The 20,985-nt window shown below is 68.8% G+C and carries 20 protein-coding genes, 1 tRNA gene and 1 riboswitch; of the genes, 8 read left to right on the forward strand and 13 right to left on the reverse strand.

The genetic code is table 11. The features are described from left to right. Positions 1-21: 21 nt before the first annotated feature. Genes ACTWPT_RS32995 through ACTWPT_RS33015 form a run of 5 tightly spaced genes read right to left on the reverse strand, consistent with a single transcriptional unit; the run spans position 22 to position 5,379 of the window. A complete protein-coding gene (locus ACTWPT_RS32995) occupies positions 22-1,482 on the reverse strand; it encodes a peptidoglycan D,D-transpeptidase FtsI family protein (protein ID WP_443181413.1) in 1,461 nt (486 codons plus the stop codon). Beyond that, positions 1,479-2,861: an FtsW/RodA/SpoVE family cell cycle protein gene (locus ACTWPT_RS33000; protein ID WP_443181414.1), complete on the reverse strand. Its 1,383-nt coding sequence runs from the start codon at positions 2,859-2,861 to the stop codon at positions 1,479-1,481. Before ACTWPT_RS33000 ends, ACTWPT_RS32995 begins: the two co-directional genes overlap by 4 nt. Then, a complete protein-coding gene (locus ACTWPT_RS33005; protein WP_443181415.1) occupies positions 2,862-4,154 on the reverse strand; it encodes a Stp1/IreP family PP2C-type Ser/Thr phosphatase in 1,293 nt (430 codons plus the stop codon). Then, positions 4,151-4,621 (reverse strand): FHA domain-containing protein FhaB/FipA, encoded by a 471-nt coding sequence (locus ACTWPT_RS33010; protein ID WP_443181416.1) that lies wholly within the window; start codon positions 4,619-4,621, stop codon positions 4,151-4,153. Before ACTWPT_RS33010 ends, ACTWPT_RS33005 begins: the two co-directional genes overlap by 4 nt. Before the next feature lie 17 nt (positions 4,622-4,638). Next, complete coding sequence (locus ACTWPT_RS33015; RefSeq protein ID WP_443181417.1) at positions 4,639-5,379, reverse strand: FhaA domain-containing protein; 741 nt, start codon at positions 5,377-5,379, stop codon at positions 4,639-4,641. Between the two features lie 201 nt (positions 5,380-5,580). Here ACTWPT_RS33015 and ACTWPT_RS33020 point away from each other — a divergent pair. Then, positions 5,581-5,663, forward strand: a tRNA-Leu gene (locus tag ACTWPT_RS33020). Between the two features lie 796 nt (positions 5,664-6,459). Here ACTWPT_RS33020 and ACTWPT_RS33025 read toward each other — a convergent pair. From ACTWPT_RS33025 to ACTWPT_RS33035, 3 genes are read right to left on the reverse strand one after another with little or no spacing between them, the layout of a single operon-like run. Then, a complete protein-coding gene (locus tag ACTWPT_RS33025) occupies positions 6,460-7,371 on the reverse strand; it encodes a M56 family metallopeptidase (RefSeq protein WP_443181418.1) in 912 nt (303 codons plus the stop codon). Next, entirely contained in the window at positions 7,368-7,727 is a 360-nt protein-coding gene (locus ACTWPT_RS33030) for a BlaI/MecI/CopY family transcriptional regulator (protein ID WP_443181419.1), read from the reverse strand. The genes ACTWPT_RS33025 and ACTWPT_RS33030 overlap by 4 nt, the downstream gene beginning before the upstream one ends. Beyond that, the gene (locus ACTWPT_RS33035) at positions 7,724-8,923 is read right to left on the reverse strand and encodes an MFS transporter (RefSeq protein ID WP_443181420.1); all 1,200 of its coding nucleotides are present in this window, start codon (positions 8,921-8,923) and stop codon (positions 7,724-7,726) included. Before ACTWPT_RS33035 ends, ACTWPT_RS33030 begins: the two co-directional genes overlap by 4 nt. Before the next feature lie 104 nt (positions 8,924-9,027). Here ACTWPT_RS33035 and ccsB point away from each other — a divergent pair, with 104 nt between their 5' ends. Next, complete coding sequence (gene ccsB / locus ACTWPT_RS33040; RefSeq protein WP_443181421.1) at positions 9,028-9,948, forward strand: c-type cytochrome biogenesis protein CcsB; 921 nt, start codon at positions 9,028-9,030, stop codon at positions 9,946-9,948. Here the strand turns inward: ccsB and ACTWPT_RS33045 are convergent. From ACTWPT_RS33045 to ACTWPT_RS33055, 3 genes are all read right to left on the reverse strand, one after another. Next, positions 9,933-10,073 carry a hypothetical protein gene (locus ACTWPT_RS33045; protein WP_443181422.1) on the reverse strand — a complete coding sequence of 47 codons (141 nt, stop codon included), beginning with the start codon at positions 10,071-10,073 and terminating at the stop codon, positions 9,933-9,935. The two genes, ccsB and ACTWPT_RS33045, sit on opposite strands and share 16 nt — an antisense overlap. Positions 10,074-10,559: 486 nt before the next feature. After that, positions 10,560-11,567 carry a hemolysin family protein gene (locus ACTWPT_RS33050; RefSeq protein WP_443181423.1) on the reverse strand — a complete coding sequence of 336 codons (1,008 nt, stop codon included), beginning with the start codon at positions 11,565-11,567 and terminating at the stop codon, positions 10,560-10,562. Beyond that, a complete protein-coding gene (locus tag ACTWPT_RS33055; protein ID WP_443181424.1) occupies positions 11,564-12,973 on the reverse strand; it encodes a hemolysin family protein in 1,410 nt (469 codons plus the stop codon). The genes ACTWPT_RS33050 and ACTWPT_RS33055 overlap by 4 nt, the downstream gene beginning before the upstream one ends. A gap of 212 nt (positions 12,974-13,185) precedes the next feature. On the opposite strand from ACTWPT_RS33055, the gene ACTWPT_RS33060 reads away from it, so the two are divergent. The 3 genes from ACTWPT_RS33060 (at position 13,186) to ACTWPT_RS33070 (ending at position 16,138) form a co-directional block, all read left to right on the forward strand. Further along, positions 13,186-14,487, forward strand: coding sequence for an LCP family protein (locus ACTWPT_RS33060; protein WP_443181425.1), 1,302 nt, complete (start codon positions 13,186-13,188; stop codon positions 14,485-14,487). 107 nt (positions 14,488-14,594) lie between these two features. After that, positions 14,595-15,200 carry a TenA family protein gene (locus tag ACTWPT_RS33065; protein WP_443181426.1) on the forward strand — a complete coding sequence of 202 codons (606 nt, stop codon included), beginning with the start codon at positions 14,595-14,597 and terminating at the stop codon, positions 15,198-15,200. 59 nt (positions 15,201-15,259) lie between these two features. Beyond that, entirely contained in the window at positions 15,260-16,138 is an 879-nt protein-coding gene (locus ACTWPT_RS33070) for an Fpg/Nei family DNA glycosylase (protein WP_443181427.1), read from the forward strand. A gap of 538 nt (positions 16,139-16,676) precedes the next feature. On the opposite strand, the gene ACTWPT_RS33075 is transcribed toward ACTWPT_RS33070, so the two are convergent. Continuing rightward, positions 16,677-18,077, reverse strand: coding sequence for an MFS transporter (locus ACTWPT_RS33075; RefSeq protein WP_443181428.1), 1,401 nt, complete (start codon positions 18,075-18,077; stop codon positions 16,677-16,679). Positions 18,078-18,152: 75 nt separating this feature from the next. Between ACTWPT_RS33075 and ACTWPT_RS33080 the strand changes: the two genes are divergently transcribed. The 3 genes from ACTWPT_RS33080 (at position 18,153) to ACTWPT_RS33090 (ending at position 20,388) form a co-directional block, all read left to right on the forward strand. Continuing rightward, positions 18,153-18,587 carry a winged helix-turn-helix transcriptional regulator gene (locus ACTWPT_RS33080; protein ID WP_443181429.1) on the forward strand — a complete coding sequence of 145 codons (435 nt, stop codon included), beginning with the start codon at positions 18,153-18,155 and terminating at the stop codon, positions 18,585-18,587. Beyond that, positions 18,584-18,907, forward strand: a complete 324-nt coding sequence (locus ACTWPT_RS33085; RefSeq protein ID WP_443181430.1) for a rhodanese-like domain-containing protein — start codon at positions 18,584-18,586, stop codon at positions 18,905-18,907. Before ACTWPT_RS33080 ends, ACTWPT_RS33085 begins: the two co-directional genes overlap by 4 nt. Positions 18,908-18,946: 39 nt before the next feature. Continuing rightward, positions 18,947-19,060: riboswitch (TPP riboswitch) on the forward strand. Next, entirely contained in the window at positions 19,051-20,388 is a 1,338-nt protein-coding gene (locus tag ACTWPT_RS33090; protein WP_443181431.1) for a purine-cytosine permease family protein, read from the forward strand. It overlaps the preceding riboswitch by 10 nt. On the opposite strand, the gene ACTWPT_RS33095 is transcribed toward ACTWPT_RS33090, so the two are convergent. Continuing rightward, complete coding sequence (locus ACTWPT_RS33095) at positions 20,348-20,926, reverse strand: methylated-DNA--[protein]-cysteine S-methyltransferase (protein ID WP_443181432.1); 579 nt, start codon at positions 20,924-20,926, stop codon at positions 20,348-20,350. The genes ACTWPT_RS33090 and ACTWPT_RS33095 overlap by 41 nt on opposite strands. Positions 20,927-20,985 lie beyond the last annotated feature (59 nt).

The following is a 20,985-nucleotide window of genomic DNA, read 5'->3' on the forward strand; positions in this document are numbered from 1 at the left end:
GATCCAGCAGGTTACCGTCACTCACTTGTTCAGCACCGCCTCCAGCACGGCCTTTGCGATCGGCGCGGCCGTGTGGCCGCCTGTCGCCTCCGCGCCGACGTTCGCGGCGCCGGATTCGACGATGACCGCCAGCGCCACCTTCGGGTCCTCCGCGGGCGCGAAGGAGATGAACCAGGCGTGCGGCGGCTGGCCGTCGGCCGTCTCCGCGGTGCCCGTCTTACCCGCTACTTGGACGCCCGGCACCTGCGCCAGGTTGGCCGTGCCGTTGTTGACGACGCTCACCATCATGTCGCGCAGCTTGCCCGCCGTCTCGGAGCTGACCGCCTCCGACAGCTCCTCGGGCTTGGCCTCGTCGACCGTGTCGCCCTTGGCGTCGGTGATCTTGTTGACGAGGTACGGCTTCATCACCGCGCCCTCGTTGGCGATGCCGGCGGCGATCATGGCCATCTGCAGCGGGGTCATCCGGTTGCTGCGCTGCCCGATCGAGGCCATCGCCACGGCCGCCTGATCCTCCTTGGGGCCGAAATCGCTGTCGGCCACCGACATCGGCACGGCGATCTGCGTGCCCATGCCGAACCTCTCCGTCTGCTCATTCATTTTGTCGTAGCCCAGCTCCATGCCCATCTTGCCGAAGGGCGTGTTGCAGGACTTCTCCAGCGCGTACGTCAGCGTGACCGAGCCGGAGCCGCAGGCCGCGCCGCCGTAGTTGGGCAGACTGATGTTGGTGTTGGGCAGCGGCAGCCGCTGAGGCGCATCCACGGTGGTGTCCGGGCCGCGCGAGGAGTCGTCCTCCAGGTACGCCGCCATCGTCACCACCTTGAACGTCGACCCCGGCGGGTACGTCTGGCCGACGGTGCGATTGAGCAGCGGCTGGCTCTTCTCCTTGGCCAGCTCGTCGTAGCGCGTGAAGACCTTGCCCTTGTCGGTGCCCGACAGCTCGGTGGGGTCGTAGGTCGGCAGCGAGACCATCGCCAGGATCGCGCCGGTCTTCGGGTCGAGCGCGATCACGGCGCCGCGCTTGCCGCTGTTGCGGAGCGCGTCGTAGGCCGCCTTCTGCGCCTTGGGGTTGATCGTGACCTCGACGTTGGCGCCCTTGGTCGGCTCGCCGGTGAACAGGTCGATGCTCCGCCGCAGCAGCAGGTCGGCGCTGGAGCCGTCGAGCAGGTCGTTCTCGGACTTCTCGATCGCGCTCTCGCTCTCGGGCGAGAAGAAGCCGGTGACGTGCGCGTAGAGCTTGGCGTCCGGGTATTCCCTGGCGAACTTGAACCGCTTGCTGTCGGTCTCGACGGACTGGGCGATCACCTTGCCGCCCGCGACGATGCGTCCTCGCTCGACGGCGTAACGCGCGTAGTAGTTGCGGGTGTTACGGGAGTCGCTGCTCAGCTCTTCCGCACGGACCGCCTGCAGGATGTTCACATTGATCATCAGGAGCGCGAACATGACCAGGCAGGCCACGGCCGCGCGCTTCAGGGTCTTGTTCATCGCTGGAACACCTGCGTCAGTCCTTCGTTCTGGATCGCCTGAGGCGGAGGCTTTCGCGCCGAATCTGACATTCGTACCAAAAGCGCGATAAGGATCCAGTTAGCCAGCAGCGCCGAGCCACCCTGGGACATGAACGGGGTGACCAGGCCGGTCAGGGGGATGAGGTTCGTCACGCCGCCGACGATGATGAACACCTGCCAGGCGAGGATGAACGACAGGCCGCCCGCCAGCAGCTTCGAGAACGGCTCGCGGGCCGCCAGCGAAGTGCGCAGGCCGCGCTCGACCAGCAGCGCGTAGAGCATGAGCAGCGCCATCAGGCCGGTCAGGCCGAGCTCCTCGCCGACCGCGGCGAAGATGAAGTCGGAGAACGACAGCGGAATCAGGTCGGGATTGCCCTGGCCGAGCCCGGTGCCCATGATGCCGCCCGCGCCGAGCCCGAACAGGCTCTGCATGATCTGGAAGCTGCCGCCGATCTCACGGTTGTAGAACTCGTCGGAGCTCGGGTTGAGCCAGATCTGGAAACGGTCGCCGACGTGGTCGAAGACCATGCCCGCCAGGAAGGCGCCGCCGGCGAAGAGCAGCACGCCGATCAGCACCCACGACGTGCGCTGGGTGGCGATATAGAGCATCGCGATGAACGTGCCGAACAGCAGCAGCGACGTGCCCAGGTCCTTCTCGAAGACCAGGACGAGCAGGCTGAGCACCCAGGTGACGAGGACGGGACCGAGGTCCCTGGCCCGCGGCAGGTCGATGAGGAGCAGCCGCCGCCCGGCCAGCGCCAGCACGTCCCGCTTGGCCACGAGGTAACCGGCGAAGAAGACCACCAGCGCCAGCTTGGCGAACTCGCCGGGCTGGATGGAGAAACCGCCGATGCGGATCCAGATCTTGGCGCCCTGTACCTCGCTGAGTGAGCTGGGCAGCACCGCGGGGATCGCGAGCAGGACCAGGCCGACGGCGCCGGCGGTGTAGGTGAGGCGCTGGAGCATACGGTGATCGCGGATCACGAGCAGCGTGGCCGTGAACATGACGACGCCGACGGCCGTCCACATGATCTGGTTGGCGGCGGACGCGCCGGGCATGTTCGCGGACTCGAGCCGGTAGATCATCACCAGGCCGAGACCGTTGATCACGGTCACCAGCGGCAGGATCAGCGGATCCGCCCACGGCGCGAACTTGGCCAGCACGATGTAGGCGATCGCCATCAGGCCGCCCAGACCCAGACCGTAGGTCAGCATGCCGGCCGGGATCTGGCCGTCGATCGCCAGGCCGACGTTGGCGTAGGCGCCCATGACGATGCCCACCGCGAGCGCCAGCATGACCAGTTGGGCCACGCGGCGCTTGGCCGGCATCGCGACGGGGGCTTCGGCGACTTCGCTCATTTACTGCTGTTTCGTCTTGGTCGCGGTCGCGGATGGCGTGGGCGACGCAGTCGTGGTCGCCGTCGTCTCGCTCGGCTGATCTCCGGAGAACTTCAACGCGTTGATTTTCGCCACGCCTTCGTCGACGGACAGGACGGGGATGCCGCTCTTGATCAGCGCCTGGTCGGCCTCGGACAGCTGGGAGAGCTGCCGTCCCGTGGGCCTGGAGACGCTGAAGAGCTGGAATGGACCCACCTCCTTCTGGATCCCCTGGAACACGACCACCTCGCCGCCCCTAGCACCGACGAAGAACTGGTCCTGGGTCCACTGGTATCCAAAGTAGCCGCCGGCGGCGAGGGCGGCGATGCCTATGCTGAGCACGGTGACCAGCACGGGCCACACACGACGACGCCTGCCCGACCGCCGGGACGCCTGCGCGACCGGCTCGTCGAAGTCGTCGTCGGCGATCGCCGGCTGGGGTGCGGTCACCGCGCTAGGTCGTCCCGGCGAGGTGTCCTGCGGATTCCCGCGCAGCCGGTTCATGCCCGCGGCCCCCACGATGGCGACCTCGGCAGGCACCTGCTGCCCATCGGTGATCTCCAGGACGTCGGCCAGGACACACGTGATGTTGTCCGGCCCGCCTCCCCTGTTCGCCAGATCGATGAGCTGGCGGACGACCTCTTCCGGATCGTCGATGTTGGTGAGCGTGGCATGCAGCGTCTCCGCGCTCACCACGCCGGACAACCCGTCCGAGCACAGCAGGTAACGGTCACCCACCTGCGCTTCCCGGAGCGTCAGGTCGGGATCGACCTCGCCGCTGCCGTCGAGAGCGCGCAGCAGGATCGAGCGCTGCGGATGCGTGGCGGCCTCTTCCAGCGTGATGCGCCCGTCGTCGACGAGCTGCTGCACCAGCGTGTGGTCATGGGTGATCTGGTAGAGCTCCCCGCGCCTGAGCAGGTAGGCGCGCGAGTCGCCAACGTGCACGAGGGCGACCTGGGTGCCGTGCCACAACATGGCCGTGAGAGTCGTGCCCATGCCTTTGAGGCTGGGATCCCGCCCCACCATTTCGTGCAGCTTGCGATTGGCGTCGCGTACCGCTGCCTCGATGGCGTTGAGCAGGTCACCCCCCTGTTGGGCCTCTTCCAGAGAGGCCATGGCGGCGATGGCGACTGAACTCGCCACCTCGCCGTGTGCGTGCCCGCCCATGCCGTCGGCGACGGCGAGCAGGCGCCCGCTAGCGTACGCCGAGTCCTCGTTTCCTTCGCGGAGGAGGCCGACGTCCGAGCGGGCGGCGTAGCGGAGTGCGATGGTCATTTGCGCAATTCAATGACTGTCTTGCCGACGCGGATCGGAACACCGAGCGGCACCGGGGTCGGGCGGGTGACTTTCGAGCGGTCGAGATACGTGCCGTTGGTCGACCCGAGGTCTTCCACGATCCACTGACCGTCCTGAGGAAAGAGCCGGGCATGCCGGCTGGAAGCGTAGTCGTCGGTGACTACCAGCGTGGCGTCGTTCGCCCGGCCAATGGTGATGGGCGTCTCCGTGAGATTGATGGTGGTGCCTTGCAGCGGACCACCCGTGACGATGAGCTGGCGTGGCTCGCCCTTCCTGCTCTTGGGCTTGGCCACGGCCTTGGCGGGTTTGGCGGACTTGCGTGGACCCGCGGGAGCCGTGCGTGAACCGAACAAGTCAGTCCGGATCACGCCGACTGCGGCAATGACGAAGAACCACAGCACCGCCAGGAAAGCGAGCCGGATCAGCAGCAGCGTGAGCTCGGACATGGACCGTTTGTCTACCCCTAATCGCGCCGGAACACCAGAGTCGTGCGCCCCAGGGTCACTCGCGTGCCGTTCTGGAGCTCGATCCTGCGTACCGGCTGGCCATTGACGAAAGTGCCGTTCGTCGATCCCAAGTCGACGAGAACCACATTCTGGCCCTCGACGCGCAGCTCCGCGTGGTGCCGCGAAACGCCGGGATCGACTAGTCGAAGATCGCAGTCGGTGCCCCTGCCGAGCAAGGTCACCGGAGTGGTGAGCTCGTAAGAGCGGTCCCCCTGCGGATCGTCCTGAGTGGAGACGAGCAGCCTGGGCCGCCCATTGAACGCGTGCGGGCGGGACGGAGGCAGGTCGCTCGCCGGCTGGCGAATCTCGTCCTGCTCGACCGTCGCGCCGCGAATGACGCCGGACCGGATGCGGAACAAGCCCACAGCCAGGTCACCGGCGGTCTCGAAGCGAACCCGGACCGGTCCCACGAAAGAGTAGCCCTGCTCCTTGGCGTACTCCCTGGCGAGGTTGGCCAGCTCGTGGCTGATGCTGTCGGCGTAGACCTCAAGCCGTTCGCTGTCGGTCGTGGACAGCTCAACCACGAAGTCGTTGGGCACGAGCGTGCGACCCTGAGCGACGATCGCCGCACGCTCATCCATCTCCCGCTGAACCGCGCTGGCGACCTCGACCGGCTGAAGGTCAGATTTGAACGCCCGCGCAAAGGCCCCCTCAACCAAGCCTTCGAGCCTTCGCTCGAAGCGCTGAAGGACTCCCACCGGGTACCTCCCTTCCTCCGTGCATATGATCGCGTTCCCCAGACGCGTACGGCGCCCGGTTTCCGCTAGTCCCACGTCGCGGCGTTTCCCGGCGCCCGTCGGCTGTCGCGCCCAGCTCCTCCGCTCCCGTGTCTTATGCGATCGTATCCGGGTTCAGTACCAGTGGCTGTTCCGTGCTACTGTTTCTCCGCACCCAAAAATGGGCGGGTGGCGGAACGGCAGACGCGCACGGTTCAGGTCCGTGTGTCCGAAAGGACGTGAGGGTTCAAATCCCTCCTCGCCCACTCGGTGAACTGGGGACCTCTGGTCGGAAGCATTCGCTTCCTCCCTCGGGTCCCCTCGTCGTTTCTCCCGGGGGATGACCCCCGGACCCCCAGCGTCTTCTGGGGGCTTTGCCCCCAGACCCCCTTTAGCTGCTGTGGTTGCTCGCCGGTCCCACCCTGACGAAGTCGGGGGCGGATGGCAAGGGTCGAGGCTACTTCTTTCTCACGGACTTGTCAGTACGGTTGCTCTCCGCAGGGAAGACGGTAGAGTCGTCCGCTTGCAGATCGCTTTCGCCTGACTTGCGTGATTTAGCTCACATTTTGGAGCTGGTGCGGCTGCTGAGTCAGGGTGTCCAGGTGGCAAGTGGTTTGGTGGGGCGTTGTCGTGCCCGGCGTCGGGGTTGGCCGGTTTCTGTAGGTAGCGTGTCGCGCCAGCGGGCGATCTTGCGGGGCGAGGCCGTCGGCCACAGCCGACTCACCGGCGACCGCGGGCGGGTCGGCCGCGGCGGGCAGTCGGTGGCCGAGGTGCTGCGGTTGCCGTTCCGGGGCGGACGAGTCCGGTCGGTTGACCGTTGAGCGGCCCGCGGGCATCCGAGCACTCGTTCGAACCCTCGCTCGTACCAGGCGCGGCCGAGTTCGGGAAACCGTGCGGCGAAGCCCCGAAAAGACCTGGATCTACGGATGCCTGCGTATCAACCCCAACGCTCTCGTGATCATCGTGGCGGGCGCTCGTCATGACCTTCGTCCTGAAATGGCGATGCTCCGCATTCTCGGCGTCTGTGCCCTGCTCGGCCTGGCCACCATGCTGCTATGACGTTTACAGCGGGAGCAGGAACAGGCTGAGCGGGGTGCTCACCACCGTCAGGGCGATGCCCAGGAGCAGCACGCGCATCGGCCATGAGGCGCGCGGCTGTGTGGCAAGTCGGCCGATTCGAGCGTCGAGGTCGTGACCGGCGCCGCCGAGGGCACCGGGTGGGGTGGCGAGGCGGTCGCAGGCGCGGAAGCGGCGCAGCGCGGCGGCCAGGGTCAGGTGGTCGTTGTCGCGGGCGGCGCGGTCGTCGGCGCGCATCTCGACCAGCAGGGCGACCGCCTCCAGCATGGCTTTGATGTGGCGGCTGGCGGGGAAGGCGCGGTGCAGGGCGGCGAAGGGGAGGAGCACCAGGTCGTGGCGTTCGCGGACGTGTGCGCGTTCGTGGGCCAGCACCGCCTGAAGCTCCTGGTCGGTGAGGAGGTCGAGGCTGCCGGTGCTGATGACGATCGCGGCCTTGCGCCCCGGTAGACAGTACGCGGCCACGGCCGGATGTTCCACGACCATGGCTTGCGCGAGCTCGGGGTGCGGATGGGCGATCAGTCCGAGCAGGGTTCGCTGCCGGCGTCGCAGGGCGGCCACGGAGGCGGCGCTGCGGGCGAGGGCGAGGGCGAGCCACGCGGCGACGGCGATGCCGCAGGTGGTGAGCAGGAGATGGAAGGGGGTGATCCCGGTCGGGAGCTCGCCGCGTGCGAGATCGCGCACGAGGCCGACGAGGGCGGGGACGATGCCGAGCCGGTAGGGGGCCAGGCCGATGGCGAGCGCGATGCCGATCACGGACAGGACGAGCGTCAGGCCGGTGGCCTGCCAGATGAGCAGTGAGGTGCGCGGTGCACTCCAGGTGAACCGGGAGCGCGACATGGCGGCCATGGCGAGCAACGCCGCCAGCAGCGTGAGGACGTGGTGGGCGGCGTAGGTCACAACGGCTCCTGGGGTAGCGCCTTACGCAGTGCCTCGGCTTCCTCGGGGGTGACCGAGCGGGCGAAATGGCCGAGGGCTGCGAGGCGGTCGCCGGTCTCGCTGAGCGCCGAGAGCATCAGCTCGGCGACGTACGCTTCCCGCCCGGCCGCCGGCCGGTAGCGCCAGGTACGGCCGTCGTCGTCGCGTTCGCGCTGGATGAAGCCCTTGCGGACGAGCCGGTTCATCACGGTCATCACGGTCGTGTAGGCGTTCTGACGATCGCTGAGCCGGTTGACGACCTCACGCACGGTCAGCCAGGCGTCGGTGCTCCACAGCACCTCCATGATCGAGCGTTCCAGGTCGCCGAGGCTGTTCACGCCCCCTCCTCACGTCCCGCGGGCTCCAAAGCGGGTACGGCCAGCACGGTCACGGCCGCCAGCGCCGCCGACGCCGCTCCGGCCAGGTACGGTAACGCCGCCCCGACGTCGAACAGTAGCCCAGCGGCGGCCGGGCCAACGATCCGCGCGGCGGCGCCCGCCGACTGTCCTGTCCCCAGCCGCGCCCCGCGCCGCTCCGGCGGCCCGGCGGCGGCCAGCAGGCTTGACACGGTGGGGGTGAGCAGGCCGTGCCCGGCGGCGAGCAGGCAGACGGCAGCCAGGCACTGCCACCAGGTCACCGACACCGCAACCGCAGCCATACAGCCTGCCATCGCCAACGCGCCGGCCGCCGCGACGCGGGCGTCACCCCAGCGCCGGGCCAGCAGGGCCACCGGCCCGGCCTGGACGGCGGCCATGGCAAGTCCGGCCGCGGCCAGCGCCAGCCCGATCGCGGTGGCGTCCCAGCCGTACCGGTCCCGGGCGAGGAAGGCGAGTGTGGTCTCCATCCCCACGAACGCCGCCATCGCCAGAAACCCGCTCCCGGCCAGCAGCGCCACAGGACTGCGCAGGAACTTGGACGGCTCTGGTGCTGGGCGGCGGCCACTGCCCTGGCGTGCTTCTCGGGGACCGCTTGGCTCGGTCGCAAGGGGGCGGCGAGGCTCGGGAAGCCATGCCAGGGCGGCGACGAGGTTCACCGCCGCCAGCCCCGCTGCCGCGTACGCGCACGCCGCGAACCCCAGCGGTGCCAGCACACCGCCGAGCGTAGGCCCGATCACGAACGCCATCCCGATGGCCGCTCCCATCTGCGCCATCGCTCCGGTGCGCCGCTCGGCGGGTACGGCGTCGGCCAGGTATGCCTGTGCTACCGAGATGCTCCCGCCGCATGCCCCTGCCAGCATCCGGCAGACCAGCAGCCCGGCCAGCGAGGTGGCCAGACCGGTGAGCGCCATGGACACGGCAGACCCGGCGAGGGCCAGCAGCACCAGCGGCCGGCGGCCGTACCGGTCGGACAGCCTGCCCAGCAGCGGCGCGGCGACGAGTTGCGCCACCGAGTACGCGCTCATCAGCGCTCCGAACCACAGCCCGGTGGCGCCCAGTTCGGTGGCGTAGAACGGCAGGGCGGGCAGGATCAGCGTGAAGCCGAGCAGGTCCACGAAGACCGTGGCCGAGATGACCAGCTGCGCCGAGCGCCGCATCACGTCCCCTTCCCGTCGGTGGGCCGAGTGCTCCACCGCTACTACGGCGTGTAATGCTACAACCTGTAGTAGGTGACCTCTCCGGGAAGGTAGGACAAGCACCGATGAGCGAGCTCATGTCCTCGTTGAGCGACATCACCATGTTCGTCGCGATGATTGGGTACGTCGTGGCGTTACTGGCCTTCGCCGCCGATCAGGCGATCCGCCGCCAGCGCGCCACGGTACCGAAACCGGAGTTGGTCACGGTCGGTGGTGGCGCAGAACCGCAGCCGCCTGTGTCCATCCGGGCCTTCGACGTCCCGGAGCCGGAGCGCGCCCGGTTCGCACCGCGATGGCTGCTGGCCACGACGCTTCTGCATGCGCTCGCCGTCGCGCTGCGCGGCGTGGCGACCGCGGCGGTGCCCCTCGGCAATATGTACGAGTTCGTGACCGCCACCGCCCTCGCTGTCTCCCTCTCTTACGCGATCCTGGCCCGCCTGCGCCCCGAGGCCCGGCCGCTGGGCCTGTACGTGGCCGGTGGGCTGGCGGTCGTGCTGGGATCGGCCATCACCGGGCTGTACACCGAGGCAGGTCCTCTCATCCCGGCCCTGAAGTCCGGCTGGCTGGCCATTCACGTCACGGCCGCAGTGGCCGCCAGTGGCGCCTTCACCCTGGGCGCCATCGCCTCGGCGCTGTTCCTGTACGCCGAGCGGCGCGGCGAGGCCCATGGTCTGCGTCCCGGTCAGCTGGACACGCTGGCCCGGCGCCTGCACACGTTCGCCTTCCCCGTCTGGACGTTCGCCGTCATCGCGGGCGCGATCTGGGCCGACAGCGCCTGGGGCCGCTACTGGGGCTGGGATCCCAAGGAGGTGTGGGCGTTCATCACCTGGGTCGTCTACGCCGCCTACCTGCACGCCCGTGCAACCCGTGGCTGGAGCCGGCGGCGCGTCGCGCTCATCGCCGTCACCGCCTACGCGTGCCTGCTGTTCAACCTGATCGGGGTGAACCTGCTGCTGAACTCCCTGCACTCCTACGCCGGACTCTGACCCCTGAGCATGAGCGGCACCACATGGAAGGCCAGGCCGGCGGTGAGGAACGCGGTCGTACCAAGGCCGCCTGCCATGGCTTCCTTGGTGGTCAGCAGCGCGTTACCGCACGGCCCGCTCCGCACACCAGAGCCGTATCCGGGAGGTACGCAACATCGCGTAGCGGAGACGTTCGGGGCGCTCACGGGACCTGCAGCCGTGCCGGTTCTGCGGTGAGGGCGGGCAGACCCTGGTCGGCCGGCTCTTCCGGGGCCGGACAGCAGGCAGTGACGCCGCCGCGCTACACCCATGCCAGCCGCCACGAGCGACTGGACCACGACCATGTCGTTCACTGGCGTACGCGATCCGCGGGGTGAGGCCGGCGCGCTCGCAGGCGGTGACCATCGCTGCGCGACAGCGGTCGCACCCGCCGACCTAGGCGGAGTCGCGGTGGTCCTCCAGGCACTGGTCCGGCTCCTGGCTGATCAGGTAGAGCGGGTCGTCCAGCAGGTGGGTCAGCCGGAACCCCCGCCTCCTCGTCCGGGGAGTCGGCGTGCCGGAAGACCGGGGCGATGTCGACGTGCCCGGCGCGCGGCATTCGCAGCCCCCCGACCGGGTGCACGTCGATTACGTCACAACCTGGTGTCTAGCAGTTCTCCCAGCAGGTCTGTGAGGCTCACCATTCCGATGACCGATCCTGATTGGTTCGTTACCAGGGCCAGATGGGATCTTGCCTCTTGGAGGGCCGTCACCGCTTCTGGGACCTGGGTGACGCACTGGAGCCGGGGGAGGCTGTGCGTCAGGTCTCTTGCCTTGCTCTTCGGGTTCAGGAGGGCGTCCCGTGCGTGTAGGGCGCCTTCTACTGAGGTTGGGGTGCCTACCAGGAGTCTCAGGTGGCCACTTTCTGCTGCGGTTGTTCTGATCTGGGTTGCCGGTGCTGAGGGGAGGACCATGACTGCCTGGGTTATCGGGACCATGAGGCGTTCTATGCCTTCTGCCTGGAGGCGGAGGGCTCTGGTCAGGAGGTCGTGTTCCTCTCTGTCCAGGAGGCCCATGCGGCCTGACTCGCCTACGAGCATGGCCAGTTGCCGGGGTGTGCGCGTCGTGGCCAGTTCGTCCTTTGGTTGTACGCCGAAGAGGCGGAGGATGGCGTTGGTCAGGCCGTTCAGGGTCGTGAGCAGGGGGCGCATCACGTGAGTGAAGGCGCGGAACGGCACGGTCAGGAGCAGGGCCGCCCGTTCCGGGTGGGTCAGGGCCCACGACTTGGGGGCCATTTCGCCGATCACCATGTGGAGGAAGGTCACCAACGCCAGGGCGATCGTGAGTGAGATGGGGAGGCGGAGGGACTCCGGGATTCCCACGGCGGCGAAGACCGGTTCCAGCGCGTGTTCCAGTGCCGGTTCCGAGACCAGGCCCAGGCCCAGGGTGCACAGGGTGATGCCCAGCTGGGCGCCGGCCAGCATGAGAGAGAGTTGCCGTCCGCCGGCTACGGCGGATTTGGCGGCGAACCTCACCATGCGGTTGCTGCCCGTGGCCATCTCCTCCAGACGGTGGCGTCTGGACGAGACGAAGGCGAACTCCGCGGCCACGAACAGCGCGTTGAAGGCCAGGAGGGCGAGGCTGATGAGAAGCATCGTCATCGGGCCGCCTCCGCGGGCTCCGTGCGCTGTTCGGGAACCAGGCGCACCCATTCGGGCACGCGGCGGTTCAGGGACATGACCGTCAAGCGCGCCACGTGGTCGTCATCGGTCTCCGCGAACGGGTCGTCGGTGGGGTCGTCGATGGGGACCGTCAGCTCGTCGCCCGGGTCCGGCATGCGGCCCAGCTTGGCCAGGACCAGGCCGGCGAGGGTGTCGTAGTCGTCGCTCTCGGGGAGGGAGATGCCGGTGGCGCGCTCTACCTCGTCCAGCCTCAGCCAGCCGGGCACCTCCCAGACGCCGGGCCCGCGTTCCACGGCGCCCACCGGCTCGGGGTCGTTCTCGTCCAGCAGCTCGCCGACCAGCTCCTCCGCCAGGTCCTCGATGGTGATCACGCCGGCCAGGCCGCCGTACTCGTCCATGACCAGGGCGATGTCCTCCCGGGCCGTGCGCATCTCGTCCAGTACGGATGGCAGGGGGAGGGAGTCGGGGACCAGGAGAGCGGGGCGGGTGATGGTTCTGACGGCGCCCTCGTTCAGTTCTGAGGCGAGGAGTTCGCGGACGCCGGTTACTCCCAGCACGTCGCCGTCGGCGCCGAGCACCGGGTAGCGGGAGTGGCCGCGCAGGCGCATGACCTCGAGCAGGTCTGAGATGGGCTGAGTGTCGCGGAGCACGACGACTCGGGGGCGGGGGACCATGATCTCCTCCGCTGTGCGGTCGCCGAACTCCAAGGCCCGTTCCAGGAGGTCCGACAGTCTCGGGGGGAGTTCGCCGGCTCGAGTCGACTCCTCGATGATGCGGGACAGCTCCTCCGGGGTCGCGCCGTGCTCGACCTCCTCCACGGGCTCGATGCCGGCGCGCCTGAGCAGGCCCGTGGCGGCCGAGTCGAACAGGCGCACCACGGGGCCGACCACGGCCAAGTAGGTCAGGGTCGCGCTCGCCAGGGACTTGGCCACCGGCTCCGGGCGGGCGATGCCCAGGTTTTTCGGGGCCAGCTCGCCCAGGACCATTTGCACCACCGTGGCCACGAACACGCCGGCGGCCACGGAGATACCGGAGATCATGGTGGTGGGCAGTCCGGTGTTCTCGAGCCAGGGGCGGACGATCACGGAGATCGCCGGTTCGGCCAGGAAACCGACCAGCAGGGCCGTTACCGTGATGCCCAGCTGGGCGCCAGAGAGCATGAAGGACAGGCGCGAGGTCACCTGAAGTGCCTTCTCGGCGGACTTGTCGCCGGCGGCGGCCTGCTCACGGAGTATGCCGCGATCCGCGGCGACGTAGGCGAACTCCTGAGCGACGAAGAAACCCGTTGCCGCGGTCAGGAGGAACAGGGCCAACAGCCCGAAATACGCGCTCACCGCAGTGAGCTCCCAGAAGAACCCGTGCCCCAGCACGGGCGAAGACTCCATGGGTCCGGAGCGGACACGATCATCCCTTCGATAGAGGTCGTTCCTAACGTAACGACGCGGGTGGCGACTATGTTTCCGCGGTCACTATGTGTGACGGCTTCTGGCGGATCCGCTGGTTCTCGGTAGTTTTCCCTAGACAAAGCTTGGGCGGAGGTCTGCACTTGCCGGGGGTTCGACGTACCGTCTATGGCAAGCGAAGGGAAGAAGGCGAAGTGACTGAGGACGACCGGACGAGGGCCATGCGCTCGCCAGGCGACGGCCGCCCACTGCCTCCGAGGCCGGCTGATGGCCTGCGTTCCGGCGGTGCGCCCGCCTACCAGGTGCCGTCCGGCGGGGCTGGAGCGCCCACGCACAAGCTTCCCGTCGTTTCCCAGAATCCTGAGGCGCCGGCTCCGCGCACGGTCGCGGGGGGCTCTGGGGGCTCTGGAGGCGAGCCGCCCAGGGCCGGCTCGCGGGTGTATGGGAGGGAGCGGTCGGGCAGCAATCCGGTCAAGCCGCTGCGGTCCAACCGCGACGGAGCTCGGCCGTCGGAGCGGGCGCCCAGAGGGCCGCGCAGGCGGCCGTCGGGCAAGACGATCCTGAAGATCGTCGCCGGGCTGCTGGTGGTGCTGCTGGTGGCGGCCGTGGGCATGTTCTTCTGGATCGACTCCCGGTTGGGCGGGATCGATGGGGTGTTCGACTATGAGGGCCGTCCGGCCGATACTCCGGGCACCAACTGGCTGCTGGTGGGCTCCGACAGCCGCAAGGGCCTGTCCGCGGCCGAGCGTAAGAAGCTCCGCACCGGGCGTGCCGTGGGGCAGCGTACGGACTCGATGATGTTGCTGCACATCCCCGAGGGCAGCGACAAGCCGACGCTGGTCAGCCTGCCCCGCGACTCGGCGGTCACCATCCCGGGCAAGGGGCGCGACAAGCTCAACTCGGCCTACTCGATCGGCGGGCCGAAGCTGCTGGCCCGCACCGTGGAGACGGTCACCGGGGTGCACATCGACCACTATATGGAGATCGGGTTCGCCGGTTTCGTGGACATCGTCGACGCCATCGGCGGCGTCGAGATCAACGTACGCGCCGACGTGGACGACCCCAAGGCGGGGCTGAAGCTGAAGAAGGGCACGCAGGTGCTCAACGGCGCACAGGCCCTCGGGTACGTACGCACCCGCCAGGGCGGCGCGCTGCCCGACTTCGAGCGGACCAAGCGGCAGCGGCAGTTCCTCGGCGCGGTCGTGAAGAAGGCGGCCAGCCCTGGGGTGCTCATCAACCCGTTCACCTCGATCCCGCTGGCCGTGAGCGCCACGGACGCGGTCCAGGTCGACACGAGCACGGGGGCGTTCGACATGCTCTCGCTGGGGCTGGCCATGGGTGACAGCCCGGTGACGACGGTGGTGCCGTTCGGCGGGGAGGAGGCCGTGCCGAACGGCGGGACGGCGGTCAAGTGGGACCGGACCAAGGCTCTGGCGCTCTTCGACGCGCTGAAGAACGACAAGCCGGTTCCGAAGAACGTCGTCGACGCGGGGTGATCGTAGTCTTCGCCTGATGGCCCCCGCCCGGTCCGGGGAGGGGGCCATCGTGCGATCGCGATCAGCGCGGCCGTGCCGGCGTCGGGGTCCGCACTAATCTTCCGGCCATGACTATGTCGGAGACGTTGCATGCCATCGGCCGTCCGCTGCTGCAGGCGCAGCTGGAGCATCCCACCGTGGCCGGGATCGCGCGGGGCGACCTGGCGGAGCCGGTGTTCAGGTCGTGGCTGGAGCAGGACTACCTGTTCCTGCTCGATTACGTGCGAGTGTTCTCCCGGCTGGCCTGGCAGGCGCCCGACGCGCATCTGGGCGACCTGGTGGATCTGGCGCATACGACGTACCACGACGAGTTGAGCTTGCATCGGTCGTTGTCGGCGGAGTTCGGGGCGGATCTGGACGGGGCGGTGAAAGGGCCGGCGTGTGCCGCGTACACGGCGTTCCTGCTCGAGTCGGCGGCGTCGTATGGGGAGGGGCTGGCAGCGCTCTATCCGTGCATGTGGGGGTATTCGAGCCTCGGGCGGATCCTGGCGGAGAATCCGCCTGCAGAGCCGCGGTACCGGGCGTGGGTGGACACGTACGCGGATCCGGGGTTCGCGGCGCTGACGGTGCGGATCGCGCAGATGATCGACGAGGCCGATCCGGATCCGGTGCGGGCGGAGGCGTTGTTTACGGAGGGGATGGCGCACGAGCTCGCCTTCTGGGACGTTCCTTAGTTTCCACAGGCTGTGGACGGTGGAGTGTGCACCGAGGGCGTGCACCGTACCCTGGTGGCATGCCGGAACTTCCCGAAGTGGAGTCTCTGGTCCACTTCCTGCGCGAACGCGCGGTGGGCCGCACCATCCTGGGTGTCGACGTGGTCGCCATCCAAGCGCTCAAGACGTTCGACCCGCCGGTCACCGCGCTCGGCGGACTGACCGTGACCAGCGTGGCGAGGCACGGCAAGTTCCTCGACCTGGACTGCGACGGGCTGCACCTCGTCATCCACCTGGCCCGTGCCGGGTGGCTGCGCTGGCGCGAGGATCTGTCCGGGGCGAAGCCGGTCCGTCCGGGGAAGGGTCCACTCGCGGTGCGGGTGCGGCTGGCGCCCGATGACGAGGGCTTGGCGCCCGGGTTCGAGCTCACCGAGGCGGGGACACAGAAGCGCCTTGCCGTTTATGTCACGAAAAATCCGGACGATGTCCCCGGCGTCGCCGCGCTCGGCCCCGACCCCCTCGCCGAGTCCTTCACCGTGGACGCGCTCAAGCGGATCGTGGGCGGCAACCGTACCCAGATCAAGGGGCTGCTGCGCGACCAGAAGGTCATCGCGGGCATCGGGAACGCCTACTCCGACGAGGTGCTGCACGCGGCCAAGATGTCCCCGTTCAAGATCGCGGCGACCTTGACGGACGCCCAGATCGCCGATCTGCACGAGGCCATCGTGACCACGCTTGGGGAGGCGGTCGAGCGGGCGCACGGGCTGGCGGCCAAGGACCTTAAGGCGGAGAAGAAATCCGGGCTTCGGGTGCACAACCGGGCGGGGCAGGCGTGTGACGTTTGCGGTGACACGATCCGCGAGGTGTCGTTCGCCGACTCCGCGCTCCAGTACTGCCCCACCTGCCAGACGGGGGGTAAGCCGCTCGCCGATCGGCGTCTTTCCCGCCTCCTTAAGTAACTACTTCCCTTTCCTTTACGGTCGCCCAGCGTCACCGCGCGCCATTAGGACGATCATCCTTTACGGTCGCCCGGCGTCACCGCACGCGCCGTAGACCCTTGCCGGCTGTCATGGCCGGTCGTGAAGGCTCACGGGTTGCTCGCCGTGACGGAGCGCATGCTTGGCCGGGTTCCGGGGTTCGGGGCGGGGCGCCGTGCTCATTGCGCCGGTTCCGCCGCACACCGTCCCGCCGACGCGGCGCCCATGCGGCCCCCGCCTGCCGATGCGGCCCCTTTCCTGCCTATGCAGGCCTCCGCCCGCCTGGAGGGCCCGCGCGCCCATGCGGTGCTCCCGCCCGGATGGCCTGCCCGTCCGGACGGTCCGCCCGTCCGGACGGATGGGGCAGTCGGTGGCGGGGCCATCCGGTGGTGGGGCCGCGCATATGCGGGGCGCTGACACGCCGCTCGGCCGGGTGGTCCCGTTGCCGGCGGGGGCCTTGTGTCGGTGCGTCGTGTTCACCGTGGTGAGGCCCGTAGGCGGGAGGGTGTGGGTTGGGGTGTTAGGCCTTGACCGGGATGCGGTCTCTTGAGCGGGCGTGGGTGTGGAGGGCGATGGTGGCGATGCATGCGGCGAGGAGGGTGGCGGCTACAGGGGCGATCAGAGCCGTGCGTAGGGCGGTCAGGGCTGCTTGGGGGGTGGGTTCGGGGGTGAGGGCGGCTACGTTGATGGCTGTTACCGCCGACAGGCCCAGGGCGGCGCCGAACTGGAACGAGGAGTTGATGAGGCCGCCGGCCAGGCCCTGCTCGTGCTCGGCGATGCCGTCCGTGGCCACGATCGTGAGCGGGCCGTACACGAAGGCGAACATCAGGCCGATGAGCAGCATCGACGGCAACATGGCCGCGTACGTCCAGTCCAGGCCGACGCCCAGGAACAGCGCGTACGCCAGCAGGCCCGACAGCAGGCCGCCCAGCACGACCTTGGCGTTGCCATACCGGTTGACGAGCCACGGGGTGAGCGTCGGGGCCAGCACCACGTCGGCGGCGGCCGCCAGCAGGGCCAGGCCGGTCTGGATGGTGGACCAGCCGCGCAACTCCTGCAGGTAGAGCGTGATCAGGAACTGGAAGCCGAAGAACGAGGCGGTCAAGAGGGCGGCCATCAGGTTGGCTCGGACCAGGGCGCCCGATCTGAGGATGCCGAGTCGCACCAGCGGGCTGGCGGAGCGGCGCTCGACGGTGGCGAAGGCCGCGAGCAGGGCCAGGCCGCCGGCGATGGCCGCGACCGTCAGCGGCCACCCTTCGGCTGGGTGCTCCAGGCGTACGACGCCGTAGACCAGCAGCATCATCGCGCCCGTGATGGTGACGGCGCCCGCCAGGTCGAACCCCGTGGCCGGGGGCCGTTCTGCGACGGGCTCCTTGATCAGGGGGATGGCGACGGCCAGGATCGCCGCCGACATCAGCACCGGCGCGAAGAAGACCCAGCGCCAGCCGAAGGCTGTGAGCAGGCCGCCGATCACCAGGCCGAGCGCGAAGCCGCCTGCGGCCGTTCCCGCGTAGATGAGCAGGGCACGGTTGCGTAGCCGGCCCTCGGGGAACGTCGTGGTGATCAAGGAGAGGCCCGCCGGGGTCATGAATGCGGCGGCCACGCCTGTGACGAAGCGGGCGATCAGCAGGACCCAGCCCTCGTCCGCGAAACCGCCGAGGCCGGAGAACGCCAAGAACACCCCGAGCCAGAGCAGGAACATGCGGCGGCGGCCCAGCAGGTCGGCCGCTCGGCCGCCCAGCAGCATGAAACCGCCGTAGCCGAGCACGTACGCGCTCACGACCCCGCTCAGCATGCCCGTGGACAACCCCAGGTCGGCCCGGATGGACGGGAGGGCGACGTTCAGCATGGCCACGTCGATGCCCTCGAGGAAGATGGCGCCGCACAAGACGGCGAGGACGCCCCAGGAACGGGCAGGCATGACAAACCCCCGGTTACGTATAGGCAGTCGGTTCTCTCTTGTAACCGTCCACATCTTGGGCCAGCATGGAATGTCATGGAAGACGGCACTTTCAGATCACTCAGTTACTGCGACAGCACCGTGGACGACGACTATGACGTGCGGCAGTGGGACGCGCGGGAGGACTGCGAGGTCCGCCAGATACTGGACCGCATCGCGGACAAGTGGTCGCTGCTGGTCATCGCGTTGCTCGACTGCCAGAGCCTGCGTTTCTCCCAGCTGCGCCGCGAGATCGACGGCGTCAGCCAGCGCATGCTCAGCGTGACCCTGCGTCACCTGGAACGCGACGGGCTGGTGTCCCGTACGGTGTACCCCGTGGTGCCGCCCAGGGTGGACTACGCGTTGACGCCGCTCGGCCGTACCTTGCACCAGACGATCAAGGCCCTGGTCACCTGGACCGAGGAGCACCAGGTGGAGATCGCGACGGCGCGTGCCGAGTATGACGCAAGGCAAGAGATGATGGAGGCATGACCGTTCCTGAGATCGAGGCCAGTGCCCTTCCTGGCGACGCTTACCTGCTCGACGTGCGTGAGCAGGACGAATGGGTGGCCGGCCACGCCCCTGACGCCGTGCACATTCCCATGACCCAGATCCAGCAGCGGGTCGACGAGGTGCCCGGTGACCGCACGGTCTACGTCGTCTGCCGGGTGGGCGGGCGGTCGTTGCAGGTGGCGGCCTGGCTCAACCAGCTCGGGCGGGAGGCGGTCAACGTCGGCGGCGGCATGCAGTCGTGGGAGGCCGCGCGCCGCCCGATGGTCAGCGAGACCGGACAGCAACCTTTCGTGGCCTAACGCGAAATCTCCCTTTATGGCATCATGAGGGCGCTAACTTCAGATTGTCGCGGGAGCTCGGGGTGCCGGGCTGAGAGGGCAGCTATCCATCCGCTGCCGACCGCCTGAACCTGTCCGGGTAATGCCGGCGTAGGGAGTGCGCGATGACACATGTCGCCGACGAAGTTCCGCTGACCCTCGAGGGAACGCCCCCGAAAACGCTCGGCGTGCTCGATCAGGGCGCGCTCTGGGCGAACCTCGGAGTCAGTCTCCTGGGCTTCTCGGGCGCCCTCTACCTGCTCAACCCCCTCGGCAACGCCCCGCTCAGCCTGATCGCCGCACTCACCGCCACCGTGGTCGGCAGCCTGATCGGCACGTCCATGGTGGGCCTTGCCGCCATCCCCGGCACCCAGACGGGGCAGCCCTCGATGGTGCTGCTGCGGGGGCTGTTCGGTGCCAAGGCGTCCTACGTTCCCACGGTGCTGAATATCGTCCAGATGCTCGGCTGGGGCGCGTTCGAGCTCTGGGTGATCGCCAAGGCCGCCACCGCGATCTTCGGCGGCATCCCGTACCAGGTGTGGGTGATCGCGGCCGGGGTGCTGACCACCGCGCTCACGATCTGGCCGCTCGGGGCGGTCCGCCTGATCCGGCGGTACGTCACCATCGGCGTGATCGTGTCCATGATCTGGTTCACCTGGTTCCTCGTGTCCGAGGCGCCCGCGCACACCGGTGGGAACTGGACCGCCTTCCCCGCCGCCGTGGACTACGTGATCGCGCTGTCGGTGTCGTGGGTGCCTATGGCCGCCGACTTCGCCAGGCACTCCAGGTCCAGCAAGGCCGCGTTCACCGGCGTGGTGGGCGGCTACACGCTGGCCCAGGTCGCCTGCCTGGGGCTGGGCGTGTACGCGGTCGCCATCGCCGGGGCGAACGCGGTGCTCGCCGACGGCACGGCGGTGTTCAGCCCGTTCGTGGCGGCGCCGGTGGGCGCGTTGTTCTTCGCGATCCTGGTGCTGCGTGAGACCGACCAGTCGTTCGCCAATGTCTACTCGACCACCGTGTCGCTGCAGAACCTGATGCCGCGCGTGGACCGGAGAGTGTTCTCCACCGGCATCGGCGTGCTCACCGTCGCGATCGCGCTGGTCGTGGACGTCACCTCGTACGGCGCCTTCCTCGGCGTGATCGGCGCGGTGTTCGTGCCGATGTTCGCGGTGCTCGCCGTCGACTACTTCGTGCTGGGGCGCGCGGATCGGTGGAACACCGCCGAGAACGCCCCCTTGCGCTGGACGATGCTGGTGCCGTGGGCGCTCGGCTTCGTCGCCTACTGGCTGACCACCTCGACGCCTACCGTCCCGGCGTGGGACGACTTCTGGACGGGAACTCGCGAGGTGATCGGCTTCACCCGGCAGTCCTGGATGAACGGCGCGCTCGGCGGGGCCTTGGTGGCCGCGCTGGTGACGCTGCTCATCGGTCTGCTGCTGCGGCCGCGCGTTGCTCGACGTTGAGCAGGTGCTGCTTGGCGGCCGGGCCGCCCGCGTAGTCGCCGATCCCGCCGTCCTCGCGCACCACCCGGTGGCACGGCACGACCACGCAGACGGGGTTGGAGGCCAGCGCGTTGCCGATCGCCCGCAACGCGCGCGGCCTGCCGATGCTCGCGCCGATCTCCTCCAGCGTCGTAGTCGTGCCGTACGGCACCGCCATGGTCTTCTGCAGCACCGTACGGGCGAAGGACGTGGCCAGCGTCAGGTCCACTGGCGTGGCGAACGCACGCAGGCGGCCGGAGAAATAGGCGTCCAGCTCCCTGCGCACCGGGTCGAGCCGGCGCGGGTCCGGGCCGATGAACCTGCCCACATGCCTGGTGACCAGCTCGAAGACGGCGTTCTCCGGCTCGAAGGAGCACGCGGCGACGCCTTTGCCGGTAACCGCCAGCACCAACCGGCCCAGCGCGCCGTCGTAGGTGCCGAAGGCGATGTCCGGCGGCGTCTGGCCCCGATAGGTGGTGGAGGTCACGCGTAGCAGGGCATCCAGATCGCCGCTCGTCATGCCTCCACCCCTTCCCCGCGACTGAGAAATCGCCGTGACCGCAGCGTATCGGACGGATC

Origin of the sequence: Nonomuraea sp. 3N208 (genome assembly GCF_052245935.1) — a bacterium.
Lineage (GTDB): Bacteria > Actinomycetota > Actinomycetes > Streptosporangiales > Streptosporangiaceae > Nonomuraea.

Excerpts from the sequence above, each read along its gene's own strand:
- ACTWPT_RS32995 (WP_443181413.1), bottom strand. The coding sequence starts at position 1,482 with ATGAACAAGACCCTGAAGCGCGCGGCCGTGGCCTGCCTGGTCATGTTC.
- ACTWPT_RS33000 (WP_443181414.1), bottom strand. The coding sequence starts at position 2,861 with ATGAGCGAAGTCGCCGAAGCCCCCGTCGCGATGCCGGCCAAGCGCCGC.
- ACTWPT_RS33005 (WP_443181415.1), bottom strand. The coding sequence starts at position 4,154 with ATGACCATCGCACTCCGCTACGCCGCCCGCTCGGACGTCGGCCTCCTC.
- ACTWPT_RS33010 (WP_443181416.1), bottom strand. The coding sequence starts at position 4,621 with ATGTCCGAGCTCACGCTGCTGCTGATCCGGCTCGCTTTCCTGGCGGTG.
- ACTWPT_RS33035 (WP_443181420.1), bottom strand. The coding sequence starts at position 8,923 with ATGCGGCGCTCGGCGCAGCTGGTCATCTCGGCCACGGTCTTCGTGGAC.
- ccsB (WP_443181421.1), top strand. The coding sequence starts at position 9,028 with ATGAGCGAGCTCATGTCCTCGTTGAGCGACATCACCATGTTCGTCGCG.
- ACTWPT_RS33050 (WP_443181423.1), bottom strand. The coding sequence starts at position 11,567 with ATGACGATGCTTCTCATCAGCCTCGCCCTCCTGGCCTTCAACGCGCTG.
- ACTWPT_RS33055 (WP_443181424.1), bottom strand. The coding sequence starts at position 12,973 with ATGGAGTCTTCGCCCGTGCTGGGGCACGGGTTCTTCTGGGAGCTCACT.
- ACTWPT_RS33065 (WP_443181426.1), top strand. The coding sequence starts at position 14,595 with ATGACTATGTCGGAGACGTTGCATGCCATCGGCCGTCCGCTGCTGCAG.
- ACTWPT_RS33070 (WP_443181427.1), top strand. The coding sequence starts at position 15,260 with ATGCCGGAACTTCCCGAAGTGGAGTCTCTGGTCCACTTCCTGCGCGAA.
- ACTWPT_RS33075 (WP_443181428.1), bottom strand. The coding sequence starts at position 18,077 with ATGCCTGCCCGTTCCTGGGGCGTCCTCGCCGTCTTGTGCGGCGCCATC.
- ACTWPT_RS33080 (WP_443181429.1), top strand. The coding sequence starts at position 18,153 with ATGGAAGACGGCACTTTCAGATCACTCAGTTACTGCGACAGCACCGTG.
- ACTWPT_RS33085 (WP_443181430.1), top strand. The coding sequence starts at position 18,584 with ATGACCGTTCCTGAGATCGAGGCCAGTGCCCTTCCTGGCGACGCTTAC.
- ACTWPT_RS33090 (WP_443181431.1), top strand. The coding sequence starts at position 19,051 with ATGACACATGTCGCCGACGAAGTTCCGCTGACCCTCGAGGGAACGCCC.
- ACTWPT_RS33095 (WP_443181432.1), bottom strand. The coding sequence starts at position 20,926 with ATGACGAGCGGCGATCTGGATGCCCTGCTACGCGTGACCTCCACCACC.